This is a genomic window from Sphingomonas abietis (assembly GCF_027625475.1).
In the GTDB taxonomy this organism is placed as follows: Bacteria; Pseudomonadota; Alphaproteobacteria; order Sphingomonadales; family Sphingomonadaceae; genus Solisphingomonas; species Solisphingomonas abietis.
In genome coordinates this window covers 3,634,065-3,654,786 of record NZ_CP115174.1, presented here as the reverse complement: position 1 = coordinate 3,654,786, position 20,722 = coordinate 3,634,065, and the positions used below count along the sequence as shown (strand labels likewise).

The 20,722-nt window shown below is 69.6% G+C and carries 13 protein-coding genes; 5 read left to right on the top strand and 8 right to left on the bottom strand.

Annotated features, from left to right (window positions below; all coding sequences use genetic code 11):
* Positions 1–53: 53 nt before the first annotated feature.
* Genes PBT88_RS17100 through PBT88_RS17085 form a run of 4 tightly spaced genes read right to left on the bottom strand, consistent with a single transcriptional unit; the run spans position 54 to position 4,070 of the window.
* A complete protein-coding gene (locus tag PBT88_RS17100) occupies positions 54–1,049 on the bottom strand; it encodes a cupin-like domain-containing protein (protein ID WP_270076510.1) in 996 nt (331 codons plus the stop codon).
* A 57-nt stretch (positions 1,050–1,106) separates the two neighbouring features.
* Positions 1,107–2,240, bottom strand: coding sequence for an N-acetylglucosamine-6-phosphate deacetylase (gene nagA / locus PBT88_RS17095; RefSeq protein WP_270076509.1), 1,134 nt, complete (start codon positions 2,238–2,240; stop codon positions 1,107–1,109).
* Positions 2,240–3,250, bottom strand: coding sequence for an SIS domain-containing protein (locus tag PBT88_RS17090; protein ID WP_407696569.1), 1,011 nt, complete (start codon positions 3,248–3,250; stop codon positions 2,240–2,242). The genes nagA and PBT88_RS17090 overlap by 1 nt, the downstream gene beginning before the upstream one ends.
* A 58-nt stretch (positions 3,251–3,308) precedes the next feature.
* A complete protein-coding gene (locus PBT88_RS17085; RefSeq protein ID WP_407696473.1) occupies positions 3,309–4,070 on the bottom strand; it encodes a GntR family transcriptional regulator in 762 nt (253 codons plus the stop codon).
* A gap of 205 nt (positions 4,071–4,275) precedes the next feature.
* Here PBT88_RS17085 and PBT88_RS17080 point away from each other — a divergent pair, with 205 nt between their 5' ends.
* From PBT88_RS17080 to PBT88_RS17060, 5 genes are read left to right on the top strand one after another with little or no spacing between them, the layout of a single operon-like run.
* Positions 4,276–7,002 (top strand): TonB-dependent receptor, encoded by a 2,727-nt coding sequence (locus PBT88_RS17080; protein WP_270076507.1) that lies wholly within the window; start codon positions 4,276–4,278, stop codon positions 7,000–7,002.
* Positions 7,003–7,037: 35 nt separating this feature from the next.
* Positions 7,038–9,308 (top strand): family 20 glycosylhydrolase, encoded by a 2,271-nt coding sequence (locus PBT88_RS17075; protein ID WP_270076506.1) that lies wholly within the window; start codon positions 7,038–7,040, stop codon positions 9,306–9,308.
* On the top strand, positions 9,305–11,782 hold the full coding sequence (ptsP, locus tag PBT88_RS17070; RefSeq protein WP_270076505.1) for a phosphoenolpyruvate--protein phosphotransferase: 2,478 nt from the start codon (positions 9,305–9,307) through the stop codon (positions 11,780–11,782). Before PBT88_RS17075 ends, ptsP begins: the two co-directional genes overlap by 4 nt.
* On the top strand, positions 11,779–13,497 hold the full coding sequence (gene nagE / locus PBT88_RS17065; RefSeq protein WP_270076504.1) for an N-acetylglucosamine-specific PTS transporter subunit IIBC: 1,719 nt from the start codon (positions 11,779–11,781) through the stop codon (positions 13,495–13,497). The genes ptsP and nagE overlap by 4 nt, the downstream gene beginning before the upstream one ends.
* Positions 13,494–14,618 (top strand): acyltransferase family protein, encoded by a 1,125-nt coding sequence (locus tag PBT88_RS17060; RefSeq protein ID WP_270076503.1) that lies wholly within the window; start codon positions 13,494–13,496, stop codon positions 14,616–14,618. Before nagE ends, PBT88_RS17060 begins: the two co-directional genes overlap by 4 nt.
* Here the strand turns inward: PBT88_RS17060 and PBT88_RS17055 are convergent.
* The 4 genes from PBT88_RS17055 to PBT88_RS17040 all read right to left on the bottom strand — a co-directional run bounded on the left by PBT88_RS17055 (position 14,615) and on the right by PBT88_RS17040 (position 20,717).
* Positions 14,615–16,288: a tetratricopeptide repeat-containing sulfotransferase family protein gene (locus PBT88_RS17055; protein WP_270076502.1), complete on the bottom strand. Its 1,674-nt coding sequence runs from the start codon at positions 16,286–16,288 to the stop codon at positions 14,615–14,617. The genes PBT88_RS17060 and PBT88_RS17055 overlap by 4 nt on opposite strands.
* Before the next feature lie 78 nt (positions 16,289–16,366).
* Entirely contained in the window at positions 16,367–17,662 is a 1,296-nt protein-coding gene (locus PBT88_RS17050; protein ID WP_270076501.1) for a glycoside hydrolase family 130 protein, read from the bottom strand.
* Between the two features lie 206 nt (positions 17,663–17,868).
* Positions 17,869–18,933: an NAD(P)H-dependent flavin oxidoreductase gene (locus tag PBT88_RS17045; RefSeq protein ID WP_270076500.1), complete on the bottom strand. Its 1,065-nt coding sequence runs from the start codon at positions 18,931–18,933 to the stop codon at positions 17,869–17,871.
* A 104-nt stretch (positions 18,934–19,037) separates the two neighbouring features.
* Positions 19,038–20,717, bottom strand: coding sequence for a long-chain-fatty-acid--CoA ligase (locus tag PBT88_RS17040; protein ID WP_270076499.1), 1,680 nt, complete (start codon positions 20,715–20,717; stop codon positions 19,038–19,040).
* Positions 20,718–20,722 lie beyond the last annotated feature (5 nt).

Below are 20,722 nucleotides of genomic sequence, written 5' to 3'. Positions count from 1 at the left end.
CGTGCAAGGGCGGAAAAGCCGATCCTTTCGTTCGAGATTTTCCGTCCGCTGCCTCAGCGGGCCATCAACTGGCCCAATTGGCGCCGCAGCCGGGCCTTGGCCGCCTCCGTCATCGCGCCTCGAATGCCCCGGCGGGCGGGCGGGATGTGTGCGCAGTCGCCGTCGAACACCGCCAGTTCGAACATCGCCCGCCACGCCGCCCGCTGCCGTTCGGGCAGGTCGCCGATCGCCAGCCGGGCATGGACCAGCGCGTCGATCGGGGCGAGGCCGGGCTGGGCCGGGGGCGTGGTGCTCCACCAATAGTTGGCGAGCAGGTTGAAGGCGTCCAGCGAGCGGACATGATGCCACCACATATAGGGGATGAAGATCGCGTCGCCCGGCGCCAGCTCGGCGGTCTCGGCCTGCGCCAGCGCGGCGGCGAAGCGCGGGAAGCGGGCGAGGTCGGGTGCCTCGGCATCGACCAGGCTGACGGGGGTGCCGGCCGGCGTGAATTCGAGCGGGCCGATGGCGAGGTTGCCGGCCTGTTCGGGCGGGAACAGGGTGAAGCGGCGGCGACCGGCGACCACCACCGCGATATTCTCCATCATGTCCTGATGGGTGGCGACGACCACGCGATTGCCGATCCACAGGCGCGGGCCGATGGCCGGATCGATCAGGTCGATCCCGTTTTCCTCGGCGAAACCGGGCAGCGACGCGCGCGCGTCCAGCGATTGCACCGCGAGCGTGGGCGGCGCGGAGGCAAGGGCGGCGTCGGCGAGGCGGCTCAATAACTGGCCGAGTGAGCCCGGCTCGCGCGTGAAGTTGAGGCCGGTCATGTCGGCGTCGTAGAAGAGCCGACCCTCGATCGCGGGCGGGCCGACGATCATCTCGCAGGCCGAGCCCGCCCCGAACGCTGCGAGATAGCCCGCGACGCCGCCGGGCCGGGCGGCGGCGCGCACCGCCGGCCACTCGGCGGCCAGCCCGCGCAGCACCGCCGGACGACCGGAGGGCAGGATCTCGCGCGCGAAGCGATCCCGGTCGACGCCCTCTATCTCTCGAATGGCGCGCATGATGTCTCCTGCAACTCGACCCCGCAACTGGCCCCGCAACTGGCTTCGCGCCGGCTGTCAGGCCGCTTCGCGCCCCGCGATCCAGCTCCGTTTCACCTGCCAGTCATCGTCCACCAATATGAGGTCCGCCGACAAGCCCGGGGCGATCGCGCCGGTGCGATCGGCGATGCCGAGGAAGACGGCCGGGGTGGCCGACGCCATCGCCACCGCGCGGCGCAGATCGATGCCGGTCTGGGCGATCATGTTGGAAACGGCGGCGGTCATCGTCAGCGTCGATCCGGCCAGCGTGCCCTTCGCATCGACCAGCCGATCGCCGTCGCGCATGATCTTGCGGCCCTGGAGGAGGAAATGATCGTCGTCCACGCCGGTCAGCGCCATCGCATCGGTGACGAGCATCAGCCGCTCATGGCCCTTGGCCTTGAGCGCGATGCGGATCACCGCCGGATGGACGTGATGGCCGTCCACGATCAGGCCGGCGGTGGTGCGGTCGTCCTCCAACGCCGCGCCGGTCATCCCCGGCGCGCGGTTGGCCAGCGGCGACATCGCGTTGAACAAATGGGTGAAGCCGCTCAGCCCCTCGCCGATCGCGTGGCGGACCGTGTCGTAATCGGCCTCGCTATGCCCCGCCGCGACGATCACGCCGGCCGCGACCAGTGCGGAGACGTCGCCGGGTTCGACGCATTCGGGCGCCAGCGTCACCAGCGTCCGGCCATGCCTGGCCGAGCCGAGCAGCGCGATGGCGTCCTGGTCGATGCGGCGCAGGCGGCCGGCATCGTGGATGCCGCGCCGCGCGACACTGAGGAATGGCCCCTCGATATGGATGCCGAGGATGCCCGGCACGCCGGCCTCGATCGCCTCGTCGACCGCACGGATCGCGGCGGCGACGACCGCGAGATCGTCGCTGATCAGGGTCGGCAGCAGCCCGGTCGTGCCGAAGCGGCGATGGGCCTGGGCGATGGTGGCGATCGTCTCGACGGTCGGCGCGTCGTTGAACAGCACGCCGCCGCCGCCATTCACCTGCGTATCGATGAAGCCCGGCAGCAGCATGGCGCCGCCGCCATCGACGATCGCGGCACCGGCCGGCGGTTCGGACGAGACGGAGCGAATCTGCCCGTCGGCGATGGTGACGGACAGCCCCTCGCGCAGCCCCTGGGGCAGCAGCACGCGGGCATTGACGAGCGCGGTCTCCATCACAGCGTTTCGGTCACCTTGGCGAGATGGGGAGGGCGATCCGGATCGCGGCCGCGCGCGATCGATAGCGCATTGGCGAGCCTGTAGAAACTCTCGATCAGCAGGATCGGCTGGATCACCGGATCGGCCTCGATCGCGGGCAAAGCGAGGCCCTGCGTGCCGGCCGGCAGCCCGGCCGTCATCAGTGCGGCGTCACGCGCGCCGAATTCGGTGGCGAGCGCCACGACGCTGTCCAGCGACTCGTCCTGCTGGCCGAGCAGCAGCACCGGGAAGCCATTCTCCACCAGCGCCATCGGCCCGTGGCGGACCTCGGCGGCGCTGAACGACTCGGCATGGAGCCCGCAGGTCTCCTTGATCTTGAGCGCGGCCTCCTGCGCGATGCCATAGCCATGGCCGCGGCCGACGACATAGACGCTGTGCGCCTCGGCCAGCACCGGCAGCGCCGGCGACCAGTCGAGCGCCCAGGCCCGATCGAGCGTATCGGGCAGCGCCGCCAGCGCGGCGGCCAGCGCCGGCGCCTCGGTCCATGCGGCGATCAGGTGGAGCAGGGCGGAGAGCGACGCGACGAAGGATTTGGTCGCCGCGACGCTGCGTTCCGGCCCTGCGCAGAGCGGAATGGCGACATCGGCGGCGGCGAACAGCGGCGATGTCTCGTCATTGACCAGCGCGACCAGCAGCGCGCCGCGCGCCTTCGCGGCTTCGGCTGCCGCGACCAGATCGGGGCTGCGGCCGGATTGGGAGATGGCAATCATCACCGTGCCCGCCATCTGTGGCGCGGCATCGTAGACCGACGTGATCGAAGGCGCCGCCGATCCGGTGAGGACACCGGCATGGGTCTCGATCAGGTAACGGCCGAAGGTGGTGGCATTGTCCGAACTGCCGCGGGCGAGCGTGGCGACGGCGACGGGGCGCAGCGCCCGCAGCCGTTCGCCCAGCGCCTGCATCGCCGGGCGATTGCGGGCGACCTGACGCCGGACGACCGCGCCGGCCTCGCTCGCCTCGTGGAACATCAGGGTGGCGTCGGCGCGCGGCGCGGCAGGCTCGGTCAAGTCGATACTCCGGTTCGGTTCATTGTGGCGCGGCCTGAAGCTCGGCCACGAAATCATAGGAATCGCCGCGATAATAGGATTGGGTGAACTCCACCGTGCGCCCGTCCGCGGCGAAGCCCCGGCGCTCGATCAGCAGCCCTGCGGCGCGCTCGGCGATGTGGAGCAGCGCGGCCTGCTCGGCGGTGAACAGCACCGCGCGCAGGCGCTGGAGCACGCGCACCGGGCGCGCCGTGCCGAGCGCCGCATAGAGCGAGGTGTCGACGGTATCGAGCGACGGCAGCGAGGCGGCCGGGACGGTGGTATATTCCAGCGCCATCGAGATGTCGTCGGCATAGCGGATGCGCGAGAAGCGATAGACCGCGCTGCCGGGGCTGAGCCCGAGCGCCATCGCCTCCTCGGGACTGACCACGCCTTCGGAGCGCGACAGCCAGGCGCTCGACGGGCGCCGGCCCCGGCTCTCCATATCCTCGGTGAAGGAGGAGATGGTCGCGAAATTCTTCTCGACCCTTGTGGCGACGAAGGTGCCCGCCCCCTGCCGCCGCGTCAGCAGCCGCGCATCGACCAGCCCGTCCAGCGCCTTGCGGACGGTGACGCGCGAGACATTATAGGCCTCGGCCAGATCGCGCTCCGGCGGCAGCGCCTCGTCGGGCTGCAGCACCTGCCGCTCGATCGCGTCCCGGAGCACGCGCTGCAAGCGAAGGTACAGCGGCGCGCTGTCGCCCTCCTTCAGCATTCCCACCCGCTCTACGAACATATCCTCTCCTTGGATGGGCGTCGTCATGCACGACGATAGATACCAATACAATACCGAAAGACCGAAAAGATTCGATTGGAGTCATTTTTGGTATTGCAATCCGATGACGATCGCGCCCTTATTGCGTCAGAGGCCCGGAGCAGAAGCCAATTCTAGCGCGGGCACGGGGTAGGGCGCCGAGGCGTGGTCTTATATTGGACTGGTCTCCGCCCTTAAAAAGGGGAAACGGGACATGGTGGGAGCAAGCAAGACGCTGTGGACGATTTCGGCCAGCCTGGCCGCCCTCGCAACGGCGATGCCGGCGGTGGCGCAGGATGTGGCACCGTCCGATACGAGCCAGCCGAGCCCGGCGAAGAGCGACGAGATCATCGTCACCGGCATCCGCGCCTCGATCCAGGCCTCGCTCGATCAGAAGCGCAAGTCGGACATGGTGTCCGAGGTCATCACCGCGCAGGACATCGGCAAGTTCCCGGACAAGAACGTCGCCGACTCGCTCGGCCGCCTCACCGGCGTCAACGTCGTCACCGGCTCGGCCAATGCCGGTGGCTTCGGCGAGAACCAGTCGGTCTCGATCCGCGGCACCGATCCCAACCTCAACCTCACTTTGCTCGACGGCCATGGCATCGCCACCGGCGACTGGTTCGTGCTCGACCAGCAGAATGGCGGGCGCAGCTTCAACTTCTCGATGCTGCCGTCCGAAATCGTCGGCAGCCTGGAGGTCTATAAATCGTCCGAGGCCGACCTGCCCGAAGGCGGCGTCGGCGGCACGATCAACGTCCACACCCGCCGCCCGCTCGACATGAAGTCGGGCACGATCAGCCTGACCGGGCAGGGCGTCCACAATGATCTCGCCGGCGGCTGGCAGCCGCAATTCTCGGGCGTCGCCAGCTGGAAGAACGAGACCGGCACGTTCGGCGTGCTGGTCTCCGGCTTCTACGAAAAGCGCGATTTCCGCCGCGATGGCCAGGAATTCCTCGGGTATGCCGCCGCTTCCAACTTCAACGGCACCGGCCAGACGGTCGATTATCCGACGCTGATCGGCAACGCCTATTTCACCCAGCAGCGCATCCGCAAGGGCGGCAATTTCGCCGCCCAGTGGAAGCCGAGCGACCGGCTGGAGGTGAACCTCACCGGCCTCTACACCCGGATGGACGCCAACAACGTCAATGTGAACAGCATGGCATGGGTGTCGAACGTGATCGGCGCCAATTCGACGCCGGGCACGCCGGGCTACACGCTGGGCGACTACACCACCTACAAGGCCAAGGACGGCAACACCTACCTCACCTCCGCCTCGTGGGGCGGCACCACCGCCGACGGCACGCCGGTGAACGGCAAGGTGCAGGACGATATCTTCCGCACCGCTTATTCCTCCACCTGGAATGCCGATCTCGATACCAAGTGGCGGCCGACCGACGCGCTGACGCTGGAAGGCGATATCGGCTATACCAAGGGCAAGGGCGCCACCACCGACACCGAGGCGTGGGAGACCTACTGGCACACCGGCATGAGCTATGCCTTCGACGGCAAGCATGCCGATCTGAGCTTCCCCGATCTGCCCACCGACACCGGGTCCGCCGCCTATCTCGACAATTATTACAGCTATAGCTGGGGCGGCAAGATCATCTCGCCGGACAAGGAATTCTACGCCAAGCTCGATGCGGAATATGCGATCAACAATGGCTGGCTGAAATCGATCAAGGTCGGCGGCCGCTACACCGATCACAAGCGCTCGCTGGATTACACGGCCTATAGCTGGGCCGGCAACACCACCTGCGCGACGTCGGGCACCTGCACGCTCGGCTCGGTCTATTCCGGCCAGATGACGCCGGGCGACTATTCCGACGGCATTGCCGGTGCCGCGCCCTATCCGCTCGCCGATCGCGACAAGGTGCTGGCCGAACTGGCGACCAATGGCGGCCGGCAGTTCGCTTTCTACCCGCCGCAGAGCTTCTCGGTGCAGGAGAAGGATGCCGCGGTCTATGCGATGGCCAAGGTCGGCAATGATCGCGACTGGCGCGGCAATGTCGGCGTCCGCGCGATCCACACCGATCTGTCCACCGTGCAATATTCGCAGAATGCGCCGGACATCACGATCGTCAACCAGTTCGGCAAGTTCGGCGAGGTCGATGACGGCAGCAAATATTGGGACGTGCTGCCGAGCGCCAACCTGACCTACAATGTCACCAGCAAGATGCTGGTGCGCGGCGCGGTGGCGAAGGTGATGTCGCGGCCCGGCTATGCCCAACTGGCCGGCGCGTTCAGCCTCGACGATCTGGGGCTGAGCGGCACCGCCGGCGGCAACCCGCATCTCAAGCCCTATCGCGCCTGGCAGTATAATCTCGATGCCGAATGGTATTATGCGCCGCAGGCCTTGTTCTCGATCGGCCTGTTCGCGCTCGATATCCAGAACTACATCACCTCGAACAGCACGACGATCTTCTACGTCACCCAGCAGCACCCGCTCGGCGCCAATTTCAACGTGACCGCGCCGGTCAACGGCGGCGGCGGCACCAACAAGGGCGTCGAGGTCAGCTGGCAGCAGCCGATCAAATGGGGCTTCGGGGTCATCGCCAACTACACCTATTCGGATGCCAAGAAGGACAAGTCGGCGCTCCTGCCGATCGACGGCGGCAACCGCGCGATCGACGGCAACAGCAAGCAGACCTACAATCTCACCGGCTATTTCGAGAACAAGCTGCTCTCGCTGCGGGTCGCCTACAGCTATCGCTCGAAATTCCGCTCGGGCGTCGATCGCTCCACGCCGATGTGGCAGGATGGCTATGGCCAGCTCGACGGATCGCTGCTGGTCCATGTGATGCCGCATATCGACCTGTCGTTCGACGCGCAGAACATCACCAATTCCAAGCTTTACTACTTCGTCGGCGACAAGAATGTGCCCCGGGCCTACTATAATAATGGCCGCACCGTGTATGCGGGAGCCCGGGTGAATTTCTGAGGCAGGATCGACCGGCGACACAGGAGAGGCCCGGAATGCGTGTAATCTTGCGTGTCACCACTGCGTTGACCGCCCTCTTCGCAGGTTCGGCGGCCAGCGCGGCGGCCGCCCCGCTCACCGCCCCGCTCACCGTGTCGCTCCCGCTGCTGCCGATGCCCGCATCGGTGGTGGCGGGGGAGGGCCGCTTCGCCCTGCACGGCGCGTCGATCGTGGCGGCGGATGCGGGGGAGAAGGCGGCGGCGGCGCGCTTCACCGATCTGCTCGCCCGATCGGGCGGGCCGAAGATCGCCGCCGGGTCCGCCGGCACCATCCGTTTCCTGCGCGATCCGTCGATCGACGGCGGCGAGGCCTATCGGCTCGAGGTGACGCCCGCTGCCATCACCATCCGCGCCAGCGGCGATGCCGGGCTGTTCTACGGCGCCGAGACCCTGTTCCAGCTGGCGGCTTCGGCCAGGGATGGCCGCATCGCCGCCGTCACCATCGCCGACAAGCCGGCCTTCGCCTGGCGCGGCATGATGCTGGACAGCGTCCGCCACTTCCAGCCGCCGGCCTATATCGAGCAGTTGCTCGACCGGATGGCGAGCGAGAAGCTCAACGTCTTCCACTGGCACCTGACCGACGATCAGGGCTGGCGCGTCCCGATCGATCGCTATCCGCGCCTGATCGAAATCGGCGCGTGGCGCGTGCCCGCCGGCGCGGAAGGGCGCGATCCCAAGACGGGAAAGCCCGTGCGCTATGGCGGCTTCTACACCAAGGACGAGATCCGCGGGATCGTCGCCTATGCCGCCGCCCGCCACATCACCATCGTCCCCGAGATCGAGATGCCGGGCCACGCCACCGCGATGGTCGCCGCCTATCCCGAACTCGCCTCCACGCCGACGCCGCCGACCGCGCCGAGCGCGGACTGGGGCGTGCTGCCCAATCTGCTGAACCCGACCGACACGACCTTCACCTTCCTCGATCATGTGCTGGACGAGGTGATGGCGCTGTTCCCCGGCCAATATATCCATGTCGGCGGCGACGAGCCGCCCAAGGATCAATGGAAGGCCAATCCGCAGATCCAGGCGCAGATCAAGGCGCTCGGCCTCAAGGACGAAGAGGCCTTGCAGGGCTGGTTCACGGCGCGGATCGGCGACTATCTCCAGAAGCATGGCCGCCGCCTGATCGGCTGGGACGAGATCCTCGCGGGCGGCGTGCCGGCCGATGCGACGGTGATGTCGTGGCGCGGCATGGACGGCGCGCTCAAGGCTGCGCATCTCGGCCATGATACCGTGCTGGCGCCGGCACCGATGCTCTATCTCGACAACCGGCAGAGCGATTCCGCCGACGAGCCGCCGGGGCGCGGCGATATCGAGGGCTGGCACAAGCTCTATGATTTCGACAGCGCGCCCGCCTCGCTGAGCGCCGAGGAGCGGCGCCATATCCTGGGGCTTCAGGTCAATCTGTGGACCGAGCATCTGCGCACCACCGATTTCGTCGATCGCATGATCTGGCCGCGCGCGGCGATCCTGGCGGAGCTGGGCTGGTCGCCGCCGGTCCCGCGCGACTGGACCGGCTTCACCCATCGGTTGCGGCCCGAACTGGCGCGCTGGCAGGCGCTCGGCTGGGGCTATGACCGGACCCCGCTGGAGCCCGAGGCGAAGCTCGACGGCGGCACCATCACCCTGTCCCAGCCCGCCGAAATGGGCGATCTCCACGTCACCACCGACGGCAGCGCGCCGACCGTCCGCTCGCCGCTCTACACTGCGCCGATCGCCTTCACCGGCGCCAACCGGATTGCCGCGCAGAGCTTTCTCGACGGTGCGCCGCTCGGCGAAGTGCGCCGCTGGCGCTTCGATGCCGCCAGCCCCTTCACCCGCGCCGCCACCGCCATGCAGCTCTGCTCCAACAAGCTGCCGGTGCGGGTGCAGGACGATGGCCCGACCGACGGCGTCCATCGCATCCTCTGGGGCGATATGATGCAGACCTGCTGGATCTGGCCCAAGGCGACGCTCGACGGGGTGCGCTCGATCGGCGCCGATGTCGGCAGCGTGCCGTTCAACTTTGCGCTCGGCGCCGACATCGCCAGCGTCACCTTCCGCCCGCCGGCGACGCCTGCCGGCGAACTGGAGATCCGGCAGGACAGCTGCGACGGCCCGCGCATCGCCGTCATCCCGCTCGCGCCGGCCACCGCCTCGACCGGGGTGACCAGCCTGTCCGCCCCGCTCGCCGCCGCAGTGCAGGGCACCCACGATCTCTGCATGACCTTCACCCAAAGGACACCGGACCCGCTGTGGCTGCTCGACCGATTGATCCTGAACCGATGAGCGTTCCGATCGCCGGGCCGATCGCGAGCCCGCTGGCCGGCTGGCTGACCAGCCTCGATGCGGTGCCCGATCCGGTGTTCGCCGAACGCATGCTCGGCGACGGCGTGGCGATCGATCCGATCGAGGGCATCGTGCGCGCGCCGGTCGCCGGGCGGATCGTCACGCTCCATCCGGCGCGCCATGCGGTGACGATCGAGAGCGATGCGGGCGCGGTGCTGCTGATCCATGTCGGGCTGGAGACGGTGGCGCTCGGCGGCGAGGGCTTCGTGGCGCATGTCGCCGAAGGGGACCGGGTGGCGGCCGGCGACCGGCTGCTCTCCTTCGATCTCGATGCGGTCGGGCGGCGGGCGAAGAGCCTGATCACGCCGATCGTCCTCACCAATGGCGAGGCCTTTGCGATTGTGCCCGCCGGGCTCGATCGGATGATCGCGATCGGCGAGCCGCTGTTCGGGCTGGTGCGCCGCGACGCTGCGGTTCAGGCGATCACGGACGGGCCTGTCGCAGAGCGCGCGCTCGTCCTGCCGCTGCGCCATGGCCTGCATGCGCGGCCGGCGGCCCGGGTGGCGGAGCGTGCGCGCGATTTCGCCGCCCGCGTCACCATCGTCGCGGCGGACGGGCGGACGGCATCGGCGCTCAGCCCGGTGGCGATGCTGGCGCTGGCGCTGCCCCATGGCGCGCCCTTGCAACTGCACGGCCAGGGCGAGGATGCCGAACCCGCGGTGGCGGCGATCGCGGCGCTGATCGAGAGCGGCATGGGCGAAGGGCTGGCGATCGCGCCGGTCGCCGCCGCCCCGGAGACCGAGACGGTCGCGGCGCCGCTGCCGGATCGCCTCCACGGGGTCGCGGCAGCACCAGGCATGGCGGCGGGGCCGGCCTGGACGCCGGTTCGCGTGCGCTTCGATGTCGCCGAGCGGGGGCGCGGGATCGAGCAGGAGCGCGAGGCGCTGGCCGAGGCGCTCCACATCCTGCGGGCCGATACGCTGCCCGAAGAGGGCGCCTTGGCATCGATCGCCGAGGCGCATCGCGCCTTTCTCGACGATCCCGAACTGCTGACCAGCGCCGCCCGGGGGATCGCCGCCGGGCAGAGCGCCGGCTTCGCATGGCGGCAGGCGGTCGGCCATTTCGTCGGCCTGCTGGGCGGCACCGGCGACGCGCGCTTCGCCGAGCGGATCGACGACCTGCGCGATCTCGAGGCGCGGGTGCTGACGGTGCTGACCGGAACCCCCGCCACCGTCGCGCCGCCGGCCGGTGCGATCCTCGTCGCGGACGAATTGCTGCCGTCGCAACTGATGGCACTGGCGGACAGCGGGCTGGCCGGCATCGCCACGGGCGGCGGCGGGCCGACCTCGCATGTCGCGATCATCGCCGCCGGGCTCGGCTGGCCGATGCTGGCGGCGCTCGGCGCCGATGTCGCGCGGATCGCGGACGGCACGATGCTGCTGCTCGATGCCGGCACCGCGACGCTGACTATCGATCCGCCGGCCGATACCCTCGCGACGAGCCGCATCGCCGCCGACCGTGCCGCCGCCTTCCGCGCCGAAGCCGTCGCGCGCGCCCATGACCCGGCGGCGACCCGCGACGGCGCCCGGATCGAGATCTTCGCCAATCTCGGTTCGCTGGAGGAGGCGCGCGCCGCCGCGCAGGCAGGGGCGGAAGGCTGCGGCCTGCTGCGCACCGAATTCCTGTTCCTCGATCGCCCGTCGCCGCCCGACGAGGAGGAGCAGGTCGCCACCTATCAGGCGATCGCCGATGCGCTGGGCGGCCGCCCGCTGATCGTCCGCACGCTCGACATCGGCGCCGACAAGCCGGCCCCCTATTGGCCGATGCCGCCCGAGGAGAATCCGGCGCTCGGCCTGCGCGGCCTGCGCCTCGGGCTGGCCCGGCCCGCCCTGCTGGAGACGCAGCTGCGCGCGCTCGCCCGCGTGACCGGCGACGTGAAGATCATGCTGCCGATGGTGATCGAGCCCGCCGAGGTTCGCCGCGTCCGCGCGATGCTGGCGGCGATCGCGGACGCGCCGCCGGCGCTCGGCATCATGGTCGAGACGCCTGCCGCCGCGATGCTCGCCGATGCGCTGGCGGTGGACGCCGACTTCTTCTCGATCGGCAGCAACGATCTCAGCCAATATGCGCTGGCGATGGACCGCGGCAATCCGGCGGTGGCGGCGCGGCTCGACGCGCTGCACCCGGCGGTGCTGCGGCTGATCGCGGCGACGGTCGCGGGCGGCGCGACGCGCGATCGCTGGACCGGGGTGTGCGGCGGCATGGCCGCCGATCCGCTGGCGGTGCCGATCCTGATCGGGCTCGGCATCACCGAATTGTCGGTGCCGCCCTCGGCCGTCGCCGAGACCAAGGCGCGGGTGCGCCGCACCAGCCTGGCCAGCGCGCGCGATCTGGCGCAGGCGGCGCTGGCCGCCGACGGCGCCGCGGCGGTGCGGGCCCTGGCGCGAACCTATATCGAGGACATCGGCGCATGAAGATATCGGTCCAGGCGCTCCAGCCGCTCGGCCGCGCGCTGATGCTGCCGATCGCGGTGCTGCCGATCGCGGGGCTGCTGCTCCGCCTCGGCCAGCCCGATCTGCTCGACATCCCGTTCGTCGCGGCGGCGGGCTCGGCGGTGTTCGACAATCTCGGCCTGCTCTTCGCAGTCGGCATCGCGGTCGGCTTCGCGCGCGACGGCAATGGCGCGGCGGGGCTCGCCGGCATCGTCTGCTTCCTGGTCGCGACGCATGGCGCGGCGACTTTGCTGACCGTGCCGCCGGGCACCGGCGCGGGGCTGCCCGCCGACGCGCTGGCGCTCGCCACCGATGCCTTCCGCACCAAGGCGATCGACAAGATATCGGTGCCGATCGGCATCCTCTCGGGGATCATCGCCGGCAGCGCCTATAATCGCTGGTCGGGCATCCGCCTGCCCGATTATCTGTCCTTCTTCGGCGGCCGGCGCTTCGTGCCGATCGTGTCCGGCGTCGCCGGGCTCGGGCTCGCCGCGGTGATCGGCTTCGCCTATTCGGCGATCGCCACCGGCATGGATGCGCTGAGCGGCGGCATCATCCATTCGGGCGTGTTCGGGCTGTTCCTCTATGGCGTGCTCAACCGGCTGCTGATCGTCACCGGGCTGCACCATATCCTCAACAACGTCGCCTGGTTCATCGTCGGTGATTTCCATGGCAGCACCGGCGATCTCAACCGCTTCTTCGCCGGCGATCCGAGCGCGGGCGCGTTCATGACCGGCTTCTTCCCGGTGATGATGTTCGGCCTGCCCGCCGCCTGCCTCGCCATGTATCGCGCCGCGCTGCCGGAACGCCGCAAGGCGGTCGGCGGCATGCTGCTGTCGATGGCGCTCACCGCCTTCCTGACCGGCGTGACCGAGCCGATCGAGTTCAGCTTCATGTTCCTGGCGCCCGTGCTCTACGGCCTGCACACGCTGATGACCGGCCTTGCGATGGTGGTGATGGACCTGCTCGGCGTGAAGCTCGGCTTCACCTTCTCGGCGGGCCTGCTCGATTATGCGCTGAACTTCTCCAAGGCGACGCGGCCGCTGCTGCTGGTGCCGGTCGGGCTGGTCTATTTCGCGCTTTATTATGGCGTGTTCCGCTGGGCGATCACGCGCTTCGACATCAAGACGCCGGGCCGCGAGCCCGAAATCGCGCCGGCCGCCGGTGACGACGGCGAGGGCGCCCCGGTCGAGCGCGGCGCCGCCTTCGTGGTGGCGCTCGGCGGCGCCGGCAACCTCGCCTCGATCGATGCCTGCACGACGCGGCTGCGGCTGGTGATCCGCGACCAGGCGAAGGTGGACGAGGCACGGCTGCGGTCGCTCGGCGCCAAGGGCTTCGTGCGCCCCTCGGCGGAGGCCCTGCAGGTCGTGCTGGGGCCGATCGCCGACATGGTGGCGGACGAGATGCGGCGGATGACGGGATCGGCGGTTGTCGCCGTATCGGTCGCGGTGGTGCCGAGCGTCGATCTGCCGGTGGCGGACGCCGCGCCGTGGATCGCGGCGCTGGGTGGGAGGGGCAACATCCTGTCGGTGGCGGCCAATCCGAGCCGGCTGATGCTCCATCTGGCCGATCCCTCCCTCATGCAGCAGGACATGTTGCGCGCGCTCGGCCTGCGCGCCGCGGTGGTGCCGGGCGATGGCGTGGTCCATCTCCTGACCGACGAGGCCGAACCGCTCGGCCGGGCGCTCGCCGCATGAGCCGCGCACCGACCGCGACCGGGCCGCGCCACCCGCACGACCGCGCCGGGCGTCGCCTCGCCTCGCTCGACCTGCTGCGCGGGCTGACCGTGCTCGGCATGATCATCGTCAACAGCACCGCGGGCGTCTCGCGCCGCGACGGGCCGGTGTTCCCGCTGCTGCTCCACGCCGAATGGGCGGGCTTCACCATCGCGGACAGCATCTTCCCGGCCTTCATCCTGATGGTCGGCGTGTCGATCGCGATTTCGTCGCGCGGCCTGCCGGAGACGAGCCGCATCCTGGTGCGTGCCGGGCGGCTGGTGCTGCTCGGGCTGTTCCTCTCGAACATGTTCTGGTTGTACGACAACGAGACCTATCATCTCCGCCTGCCCGGCGTGCTCCAGCGGATCGGGATCGCCTATGCGGTGGTCGCGCTGGTCTATCCGCGCACCGGCTGGCGGGCGCGGGCGGCGCTCGCCGCCGGGCTGTTGCTGGCCTATTGGCCGCTCTGCCTGCTGCCTTCGCCGGACGGCCTGCCGACCGACCTCTGGGTGCCGGGCCATAATTTCGTCTCCTGGTTCGATCGCGCCGTGCTGGGCGGCGCCCGCTTCGTGCTCGGCCCGCAAGGCTATGACCCGGAAGGGCTGCTCAGCACGCTGCCGACCATCGCCGAGGCGCTGATCGGCACGCTGATCGGCGATTTCCTTCGTCGCGGCCTGGCGCCGCGCGCGGCGGCGCGGCTGATGGCGCTGGCAGGAGCGGCGTCGATCCTGGTCGGCATCGGCTGGGGCTGGCTGTTCCCGATCGCCAAGAATCTGTGGACCAGCCCGTTCGTGCTGGTGTCGTCGGGGATCGCGCTGCTGGTGCTGGCGGCGCTCCACATGCTCTACGACCGTGGCGACGCGCCGGTCCGCAAGGGCGGCCTGCTCGGCCCGTTCGGGCGCAACGCCATCGCCGCCTACACGCTGCACGAGGTCACCGCCTTCATCCTGACCTCGGATGCGCTGCAATGGCCGTTCCACCAGCTGGCGCCCATGGTCGGCACGCGGATCGCGGCGCTGGCGCCGGTGCTGCTGTTCACGGCGCTGGTCTGGTGGCCGATCGCGGCGATGGACCGGCGCGGCTGGTATCTGAAGATCTAGGCCCGGTAGCCGCCGCGCTGCATGGCGGCGTCGACGATCGGCAGGATCGGGGCGAGCTGCTCCTCGTAGTTTTTCCATCGCCCGATCGAGCGGGCATGCAACGGCTCGCGGACCTGCGCGTAGCTCGGCGTCGGGGCGTGGCGCCGATTCTCGTGGAAGCGCGCCTGCGCCGGCTCGGCCGCCAGCCCGACATGCGCCATCAGCCGATCGGTCTCGCCCGGCTGATCGGCGACGAACCGCTCGTAGCAGAAGACATGCGGGGCGATGCCCAGCCGGTTCCGATAGGTCTCGGTCAGCGCCGAGACGGCGGCGAGCTGGTGCGCCGCATCCTCGATCCGGTAGCCGCAATCCTGGCCATGGGTCATGTCGTGCATCATGATCGAGACGAGCGTGTCGAGCGGATGGCGCCGCACCGCCACCAGCGGCGCCTCCGGGAAGGCGACGCGGATCAGCGGCAGGACGATCTCGTTGAGCGGCATCTTGTCGGTGAAGAAGTCCGCACCCGGCTGGCGCAACCCATAGGCTTCGGCCCGGCCGAGATAGACATCGCGGAACAGCGCCGGGAGATGATGATGGTCGGCCGCCGATAGCTGCCCGAAACCCTGCGGGAAGGGCGATCCCGTCAGGCGGCCGGCGACATCCTCCAGTTCGGCGGTGAAGGGCAATTCTCCCCCGGCGCGGATGCGGCCGTGGCTGGAGAGCAGCTGCTCGGCCATCGTCGTGCCCGATCGCGGCATGCCGAGGATGAACAGCGGCTGCGGGCCTTCGCGGTGGGCCGGGCGGGGGGCATCGGGCATCGTGATCGCCGCCAGCCGGGCGAAATGCGCCTCGACCGCCGCCTTGTCGTATCGTCGGCCGGCCGCCGCCGCGAGCGCGGCCTTGCCCGCCACGACATCGGCCCAGGCCTCGCCATGGCGCCCGGCCCGATCGCGCAGCCGGCCGCGCAGCAGCCGGGCGGCGCCGCTCATCGCGGGCAGGGCATCGAGCAGCGCCAGCGCCTCCTGCCATTGCGGGCCTTGCGACAACAGGGTGGCGCGCAGCAGCAGCGTGTCGCGTCCTGCGCGCGCCGCCAGCCGGGTGGCATGATCGAGCGCGCGGTGCGCCGCATCCAGATCGCCGCCCTGCTCGGCGATCTCGACGACCAGCACGGCGGCGGCGAGCAGGTCGGGCGCCGCGCGCAGCGCCTCCGCCGCCATTGCCGAGGCCTCGTCGAGCGCGCCCTGCCGCATCAGGTTGCGGGCGAGATTGGCCAATATCTGCGGATGGCGCCCGGCGAGGGCGATCGCGCGGCGCAGATGCCAGGCGCCCTCGACCAGCCGCTCGCGACCGGACAGGAAGGCGCCGAGCATGGCGTGGGCATCGGCATGGCCGGGATCGACGGCGATCGCGGCGCGGACCTCGATCTCGGCCTCGGCCGGTCGGCCGCTATCGAGCAGGAGGCGCGCCAGATCGTCCCGCGCCCATCCGGCATCGGGCGCGAGCGCGAGGATCTCGCGCAGCCCGGCTTCGGCGGCGGCGTGATCCTGCCGCGCCAGCGCCGCCAGCACCAGGATTTCGCGCGCATCGACCGAGCCGGGATCCTCGGCGATCAGCCGGCGGGCGGCGGCCTCGGCCTCGGCCAGCCGGTGGGCGCGCAGCAGGGCGCGGGCGGAATCGATCGTCGTCGGCATCATCGGCGCCACCATAGCGGAGGATGCCGATCCGCCGAGTCCCTTCGTGCGGCAGGGCGCGGCGGGGGCGATCGGCGGCTATTCCATCCGCGCCAGCAGATCGTCGATCGCGCAGCTGGCGAAGCTCGCGAAATTGTCGGCGACGCCATAGGGCATCAGCAGCGTGCGGCCATGGACGATCGAGCCGCAGCTATAGACGACGTTCGGTACATAGCCGTCGCGCTCCCTGGCGCTCGGTTTCAGGATCGGCTCCGGGGTGCGCTTCAGCACCTTGGAGGGATCGTCCCGGTCGAGCAGCGCCGCGCCCATGCAGTAATTGCGCACCATGCCGACGCCATGGGTCAGCACCAGCCAGCCCTCCGCGATCTCGATCGGCGATCCGCAATTGCCCATCTGGGCGAATTCCCACGGATATTGCGGGCTGATCAGCTTGGCGCCGCCATCCCAGTGATAGAGATCGTCGGAGCGGAGCAGCCAGATGCTCTCATTGTCCTGCCGGCCGAGCATCACATATTGGCCGCCGATCCGGCGCGGGAACAGGGCCATGCCCTTGGCCGCCGCCGCCGATCCGGTGAGCGGGCGCATGTCGAAGCTCTTGAAGCCGGTGCCGTGGAGCAGCTCGGATCGCGCATCGCGGCCGTCGAACGCGGTGTAGGTGCCGTAATATTCGACGGTGCCGTCCTCCTCCACGAAGCGGCACAGGCGCAGATCCTCGATGCCCTGGCGCTGGCTGTCGGTGACCGGGAACAGCACCGTCTCGGAGACATTCTCGCTGCCCTCGCAGATGATCGAGGTCGATCCGTCGTCGCTCACCTTCTCGATCCGGGGGGACACCGCGTTGCCGCTCGCATCGTCCATCACGAAGCCGGACGCTTCCGACCAGCGGCCGGTGCGGAAGGTGACCGACGAGATATGGCCCTCGCCGATCCCGCGCAGCGACATCAGGAAGCGGATCGTGCCGCCCGTGTCGCCGTCTTCCTCATCCTGTTCGGGGTGGGGCACGATGCTGGGATTGAACAGCGCCGCCGCTTCGAAGCTATATTCCTCGCTGAAATAGGCACCGATGACGAGCCGGCCCTTGTCGGAGGCCTGCGCGCAGATCGGCAGCCTTTGCGCGATCTGCTCATAGCGTCGCTGGACGATGCCTTCGAGATCGCGATGGCGATCGGCGAGGGACTTCACCATCCGATCATACATGCGGTCCAGCGTCCGCTCGTCGAGCGCCAGCACATGCTCGACGATGTTGCGCACGCGCGGATGCGCCTCGTCGCGAAACGCATCGGGATATTCGGGCGAGAAGGGGCGGATGACGGTGCGGGAGGGATCGGGGCGAAGATGCAGTCGGGAATGCGCGAAAAGGCTGGCGTGGCTCATGCTGACATATCCTGCTGCACCGATCGAAGGGTGAGACTCGGGGGCAGGCCATCGGTTCCGTCGGGCCATCGGTTCCATCGGGTCGGCGCACAATATCGACCGCAACTTGTCGGCACCCCGAGCGGCGGCCACCGATCCGATCGGCAGACGGCGATCCGTCTGGCGGATCCGCCAGACGGATCCGCCAGACGGATCAGGCGGACGGATCAGGGCATCAATGCGCGCGCGTCGCTCCACCAGCGGGCGATGAGCGTGGCGACGGGCGCCTGTTCGGCCAGCGCCGCGGATTGGCCGGCCCATGCCTGCATGGCAGCCAGATCACCGCGTCTCACCGCGTCCGCGCGCATCGGGGCGGTCAGCCCGCGTTGCACCGGATAGGGGGCGGGATCGGGCATGTCGGCGCGGACGAAGCGAGTCGCCAGCGATCGACCGGGGCGGCCGCTGAACGCGCGGGTGATATGGGTGTCCTCGGGCGCGGCATCGGCCAGCGCATCGGCCCACGCCGCCGGGGTGTCGCTTTCCTCGGCGCGGAGCAGGGCGGTGCCGATCTGCACCGCACTGGCGCCGAGCGTCAGCGCCGCGGCGATGCCGCGCCCATCGGCGATGCCGCCGGCCGCGATGATCGGGATCGCCAGCCGATCGGCCAGCGCGGGGATGAGCGCCATCAGCCCGATGCCGGTGGTCCGCGCCGCGATCGGATCGAAGGTGCCGCGGTGGCCGCCTGCTTCGACACCCTGGGCGATCACCGCATCGGCGCCGGCCTCCTCCGCCGCAAGGGCTTCGCCCAGGGTGGTCGCGGTGGCGAACCAGGCGATGCCGGCGGCCTTGAGTCTGGCGACGAAAGCGGCCGGAAAAAGGCCCATGATCGACGAGACGGCGGTGGGCTGGGCGGCGAGGACGGCCGCGCATTGGGCGGAGAAATCCGGCGGCGTCGCATCGCCGGCATCGGCGGCCACCTGCGGGCCCCACTGGCCGAGAAAGGCGCGCATCGCGGCTTCGTGGCCGGCATCGCGCACGGGGAGCGGGTCGGGCACCCACAGATTGATCTGGAACGGGCCGGCGTCCGGCGCGCGGAAGGCCTCGGCCCAGTCGGTGATCGCATCGGGCGTGGACAGCACCGCGCCATAAGCGCCCATGCCGCCGTGGCGCGCAACCGCGATCGCCCGTCCGACCGGGGCCGCACCGGCCATCGGCGCCTCGCAGATCGGCACCGCCATGCCGAAGCGTTGGCAGAAGGCCGCCACCCGCGCGCTGGTTTCCGGGACTTGCACGATATCCTTTTCCTTGTGGGTTCCCATGTCGTCAGGACGGCCGACCGCCCGACATTCGGTGGATATGCGAGGCGGGCACCGCTGCGTAAAGCGGCGCCCGGCTTTTACACCGCCGCGCTCAGCATCTTGCCCGTCGGCATGGTCGCCGGTTGCTGGGCGAACCGCGCCCGCAACGCCTTCTTGTCGATCTTGCCGACGCTGGTCTTGGGCAGGGTGTCGACCAGCTCGATCCGGTCGAGCAGCGCATAGCGGCTGATCTCGCCGCGCGCGACGGCGGCGGCGAGCGGCGCGTTGATCGCCTCCAGCGTCGGCACGATCCCGGCGGCGGGCGCGATCACCGCGATCGGCCGCTCGCCCCAGCGCGCATCGGCGACGCCGATCACCGCGACCTCGGCGACGCAGGGCGTGCCGGCGATGAGATCCTCCAGCGTGAGCGAATCGATCCATTCGCCGCCGGTCTTGATCACGTCCTTCAGCCGATCGCGGATCTGGATATAGCCCTGCGCGTCGATGCTGGCGACATCCTGGGTGTGCATCCAGCCGCCCCGCCAGAGCTGTTCGGAGGCCTCGGGATTGCCGGTGTAGCAAGGCGTCAGCCACGGCGCGCGCAGCACCAGTTCGCCGCGCGCCTGCCCGTCATGGGGAAGCGGGTTCATGTCCGCGTCGACGATCCGGGCGGAGACCAGGGGCACCGGCACGCCGGCCATGGTCAGCGCCGCCATCTCGGCCTCCTCGCTGCCGTCGGCACCGGGCCGATCGTGGCAGATCGCGATCATCGGCGCGGTCTCGGACATGCCATAGCCCGCGATCAGGCTGAGCCTGCGCTGGCGGCCCTCGCGCCACAGCGCCTGGGTCAGCGCCGATCCGCCGATGATCATGTGCCAGCCGTCGAGCTTCGCGCCGGTCTGGTCGGCGACGGCGATCACCATCTGCACGATCGTCGGCACGCAATGCGAGAAGGTGACGCCCTCGGCCTGGTGGAGGTCGCAGATCATCTTGGGCTCGTAGCGGCCGGGATAGACCTGCTTGATGCCGAGCATCGTCGCCACATAGGGGATGCCCCAGGCATGGACGTGGAACATCGGGGTCAGCGGCATATAGACGTCGTCGACGCCCAGCCCGCGCGCCCGCGTGACCCCGAACGGCGCGTTGGCGGCCAGCGTGTGGAGCACCAGCTGGCGGTGGGTGAAGCAGACGCCCTTGGGGTCTCCGGTGGTGCCGGTCGTGTAGAAGGTGGTGGCGACGGCGTTCTCGTCGAAATCCACAAACGGGAAATCGGGCGACGCGGCGGCGGACAGCGCCTCATATTCGCCTTTGGCATAAGCGGGGAGGGCACCATCGCTGCCGTCCATGATCGCCACCACCGCCTTCACCTTCGGCAGCATCGGCAGGATCGCGTCGACCAGCGGGAAGAAATCATGGTGGACGACGAGGATCTCGGCCCCCGCATGATTCAGCGTATAGGCGACCTGCTGGGGCGAGAGGCGGACGTTCACCGTCTGCAACACCGCGCCCATCATCGGCACGGCGAAATAGGCCTCCAGATAGCGATGGCTGTCCCAGTCCATCATCGCGATCGTCATGCCCTGCTCGGCGCCGAGACCGGCGAGCAGCGAGGCGAGGCGGCCGAGCCGCCCCCGGAATGCGCGATAGGTGTAGCGCGACTGATCCCGGTAGACGATTTCCTGATCGCCGGAACTGATCAGCGCGGCGTCGAGCAGATGCCCGATCGTCAGGGGGAAGTCGTGCGCCTCGGGCGCACGCTCCGCGATACGTAGCGGCATCTCTC

Bases quoted from the DNA above. Each gene is read 5' to 3' on its own strand.
- ptsP (WP_270076505.1), top strand. From the start codon at position 9,305: ATGAGCGTTCCGATCGCCGGGCCGATCGCGAGCCCGCTGGCCGGCTGG.
- PBT88_RS17085 (WP_407696473.1), bottom strand. From the start codon at position 4,070: ATGACGACGCCCATCCAAGGAGAGGATATGTTCGTAGAGCGGGTGGGA.
- PBT88_RS17080 (WP_270076507.1), top strand. From the start codon at position 4,276: ATGGTGGGAGCAAGCAAGACGCTGTGGACGATTTCGGCCAGCCTGGCC.
- nagA (WP_270076509.1), bottom strand. From the start codon at position 2,240: ATGGAGACCGCGCTCGTCAATGCCCGCGTGCTGCTGCCCCAGGGGCTG.
- PBT88_RS17100 (WP_270076510.1), bottom strand. From the start codon at position 1,049: ATGCGCGCCATTCGAGAGATAGAGGGCGTCGACCGGGATCGCTTCGCG.
- PBT88_RS17075 (WP_270076506.1), top strand. From the start codon at position 7,038: ATGCGTGTAATCTTGCGTGTCACCACTGCGTTGACCGCCCTCTTCGCA.
- PBT88_RS17090 (WP_407696569.1), bottom strand. From the start codon at position 3,250: ATGTTCCACGAGGCGAGCGAGGCCGGCGCGGTCGTCCGGCGTCAGGTC.
- PBT88_RS17040 (WP_270076499.1), bottom strand. From the start codon at position 20,717: ATGCCGCTACGTATCGCGGAGCGTGCGCCCGAGGCGCACGACTTCCCC.
- PBT88_RS17060 (WP_270076503.1), top strand. From the start codon at position 13,494: ATGAGCCGCGCACCGACCGCGACCGGGCCGCGCCACCCGCACGACCGC.
- PBT88_RS17050 (WP_270076501.1), bottom strand. From the start codon at position 17,662: ATGAGCCACGCCAGCCTTTTCGCGCATTCCCGACTGCATCTTCGCCCC.
- PBT88_RS17055 (WP_270076502.1), bottom strand. From the start codon at position 16,288: ATGCCGACGACGATCGATTCCGCCCGCGCCCTGCTGCGCGCCCACCGG.
- nagE (WP_270076504.1), top strand. From the start codon at position 11,779: ATGAAGATATCGGTCCAGGCGCTCCAGCCGCTCGGCCGCGCGCTGATG.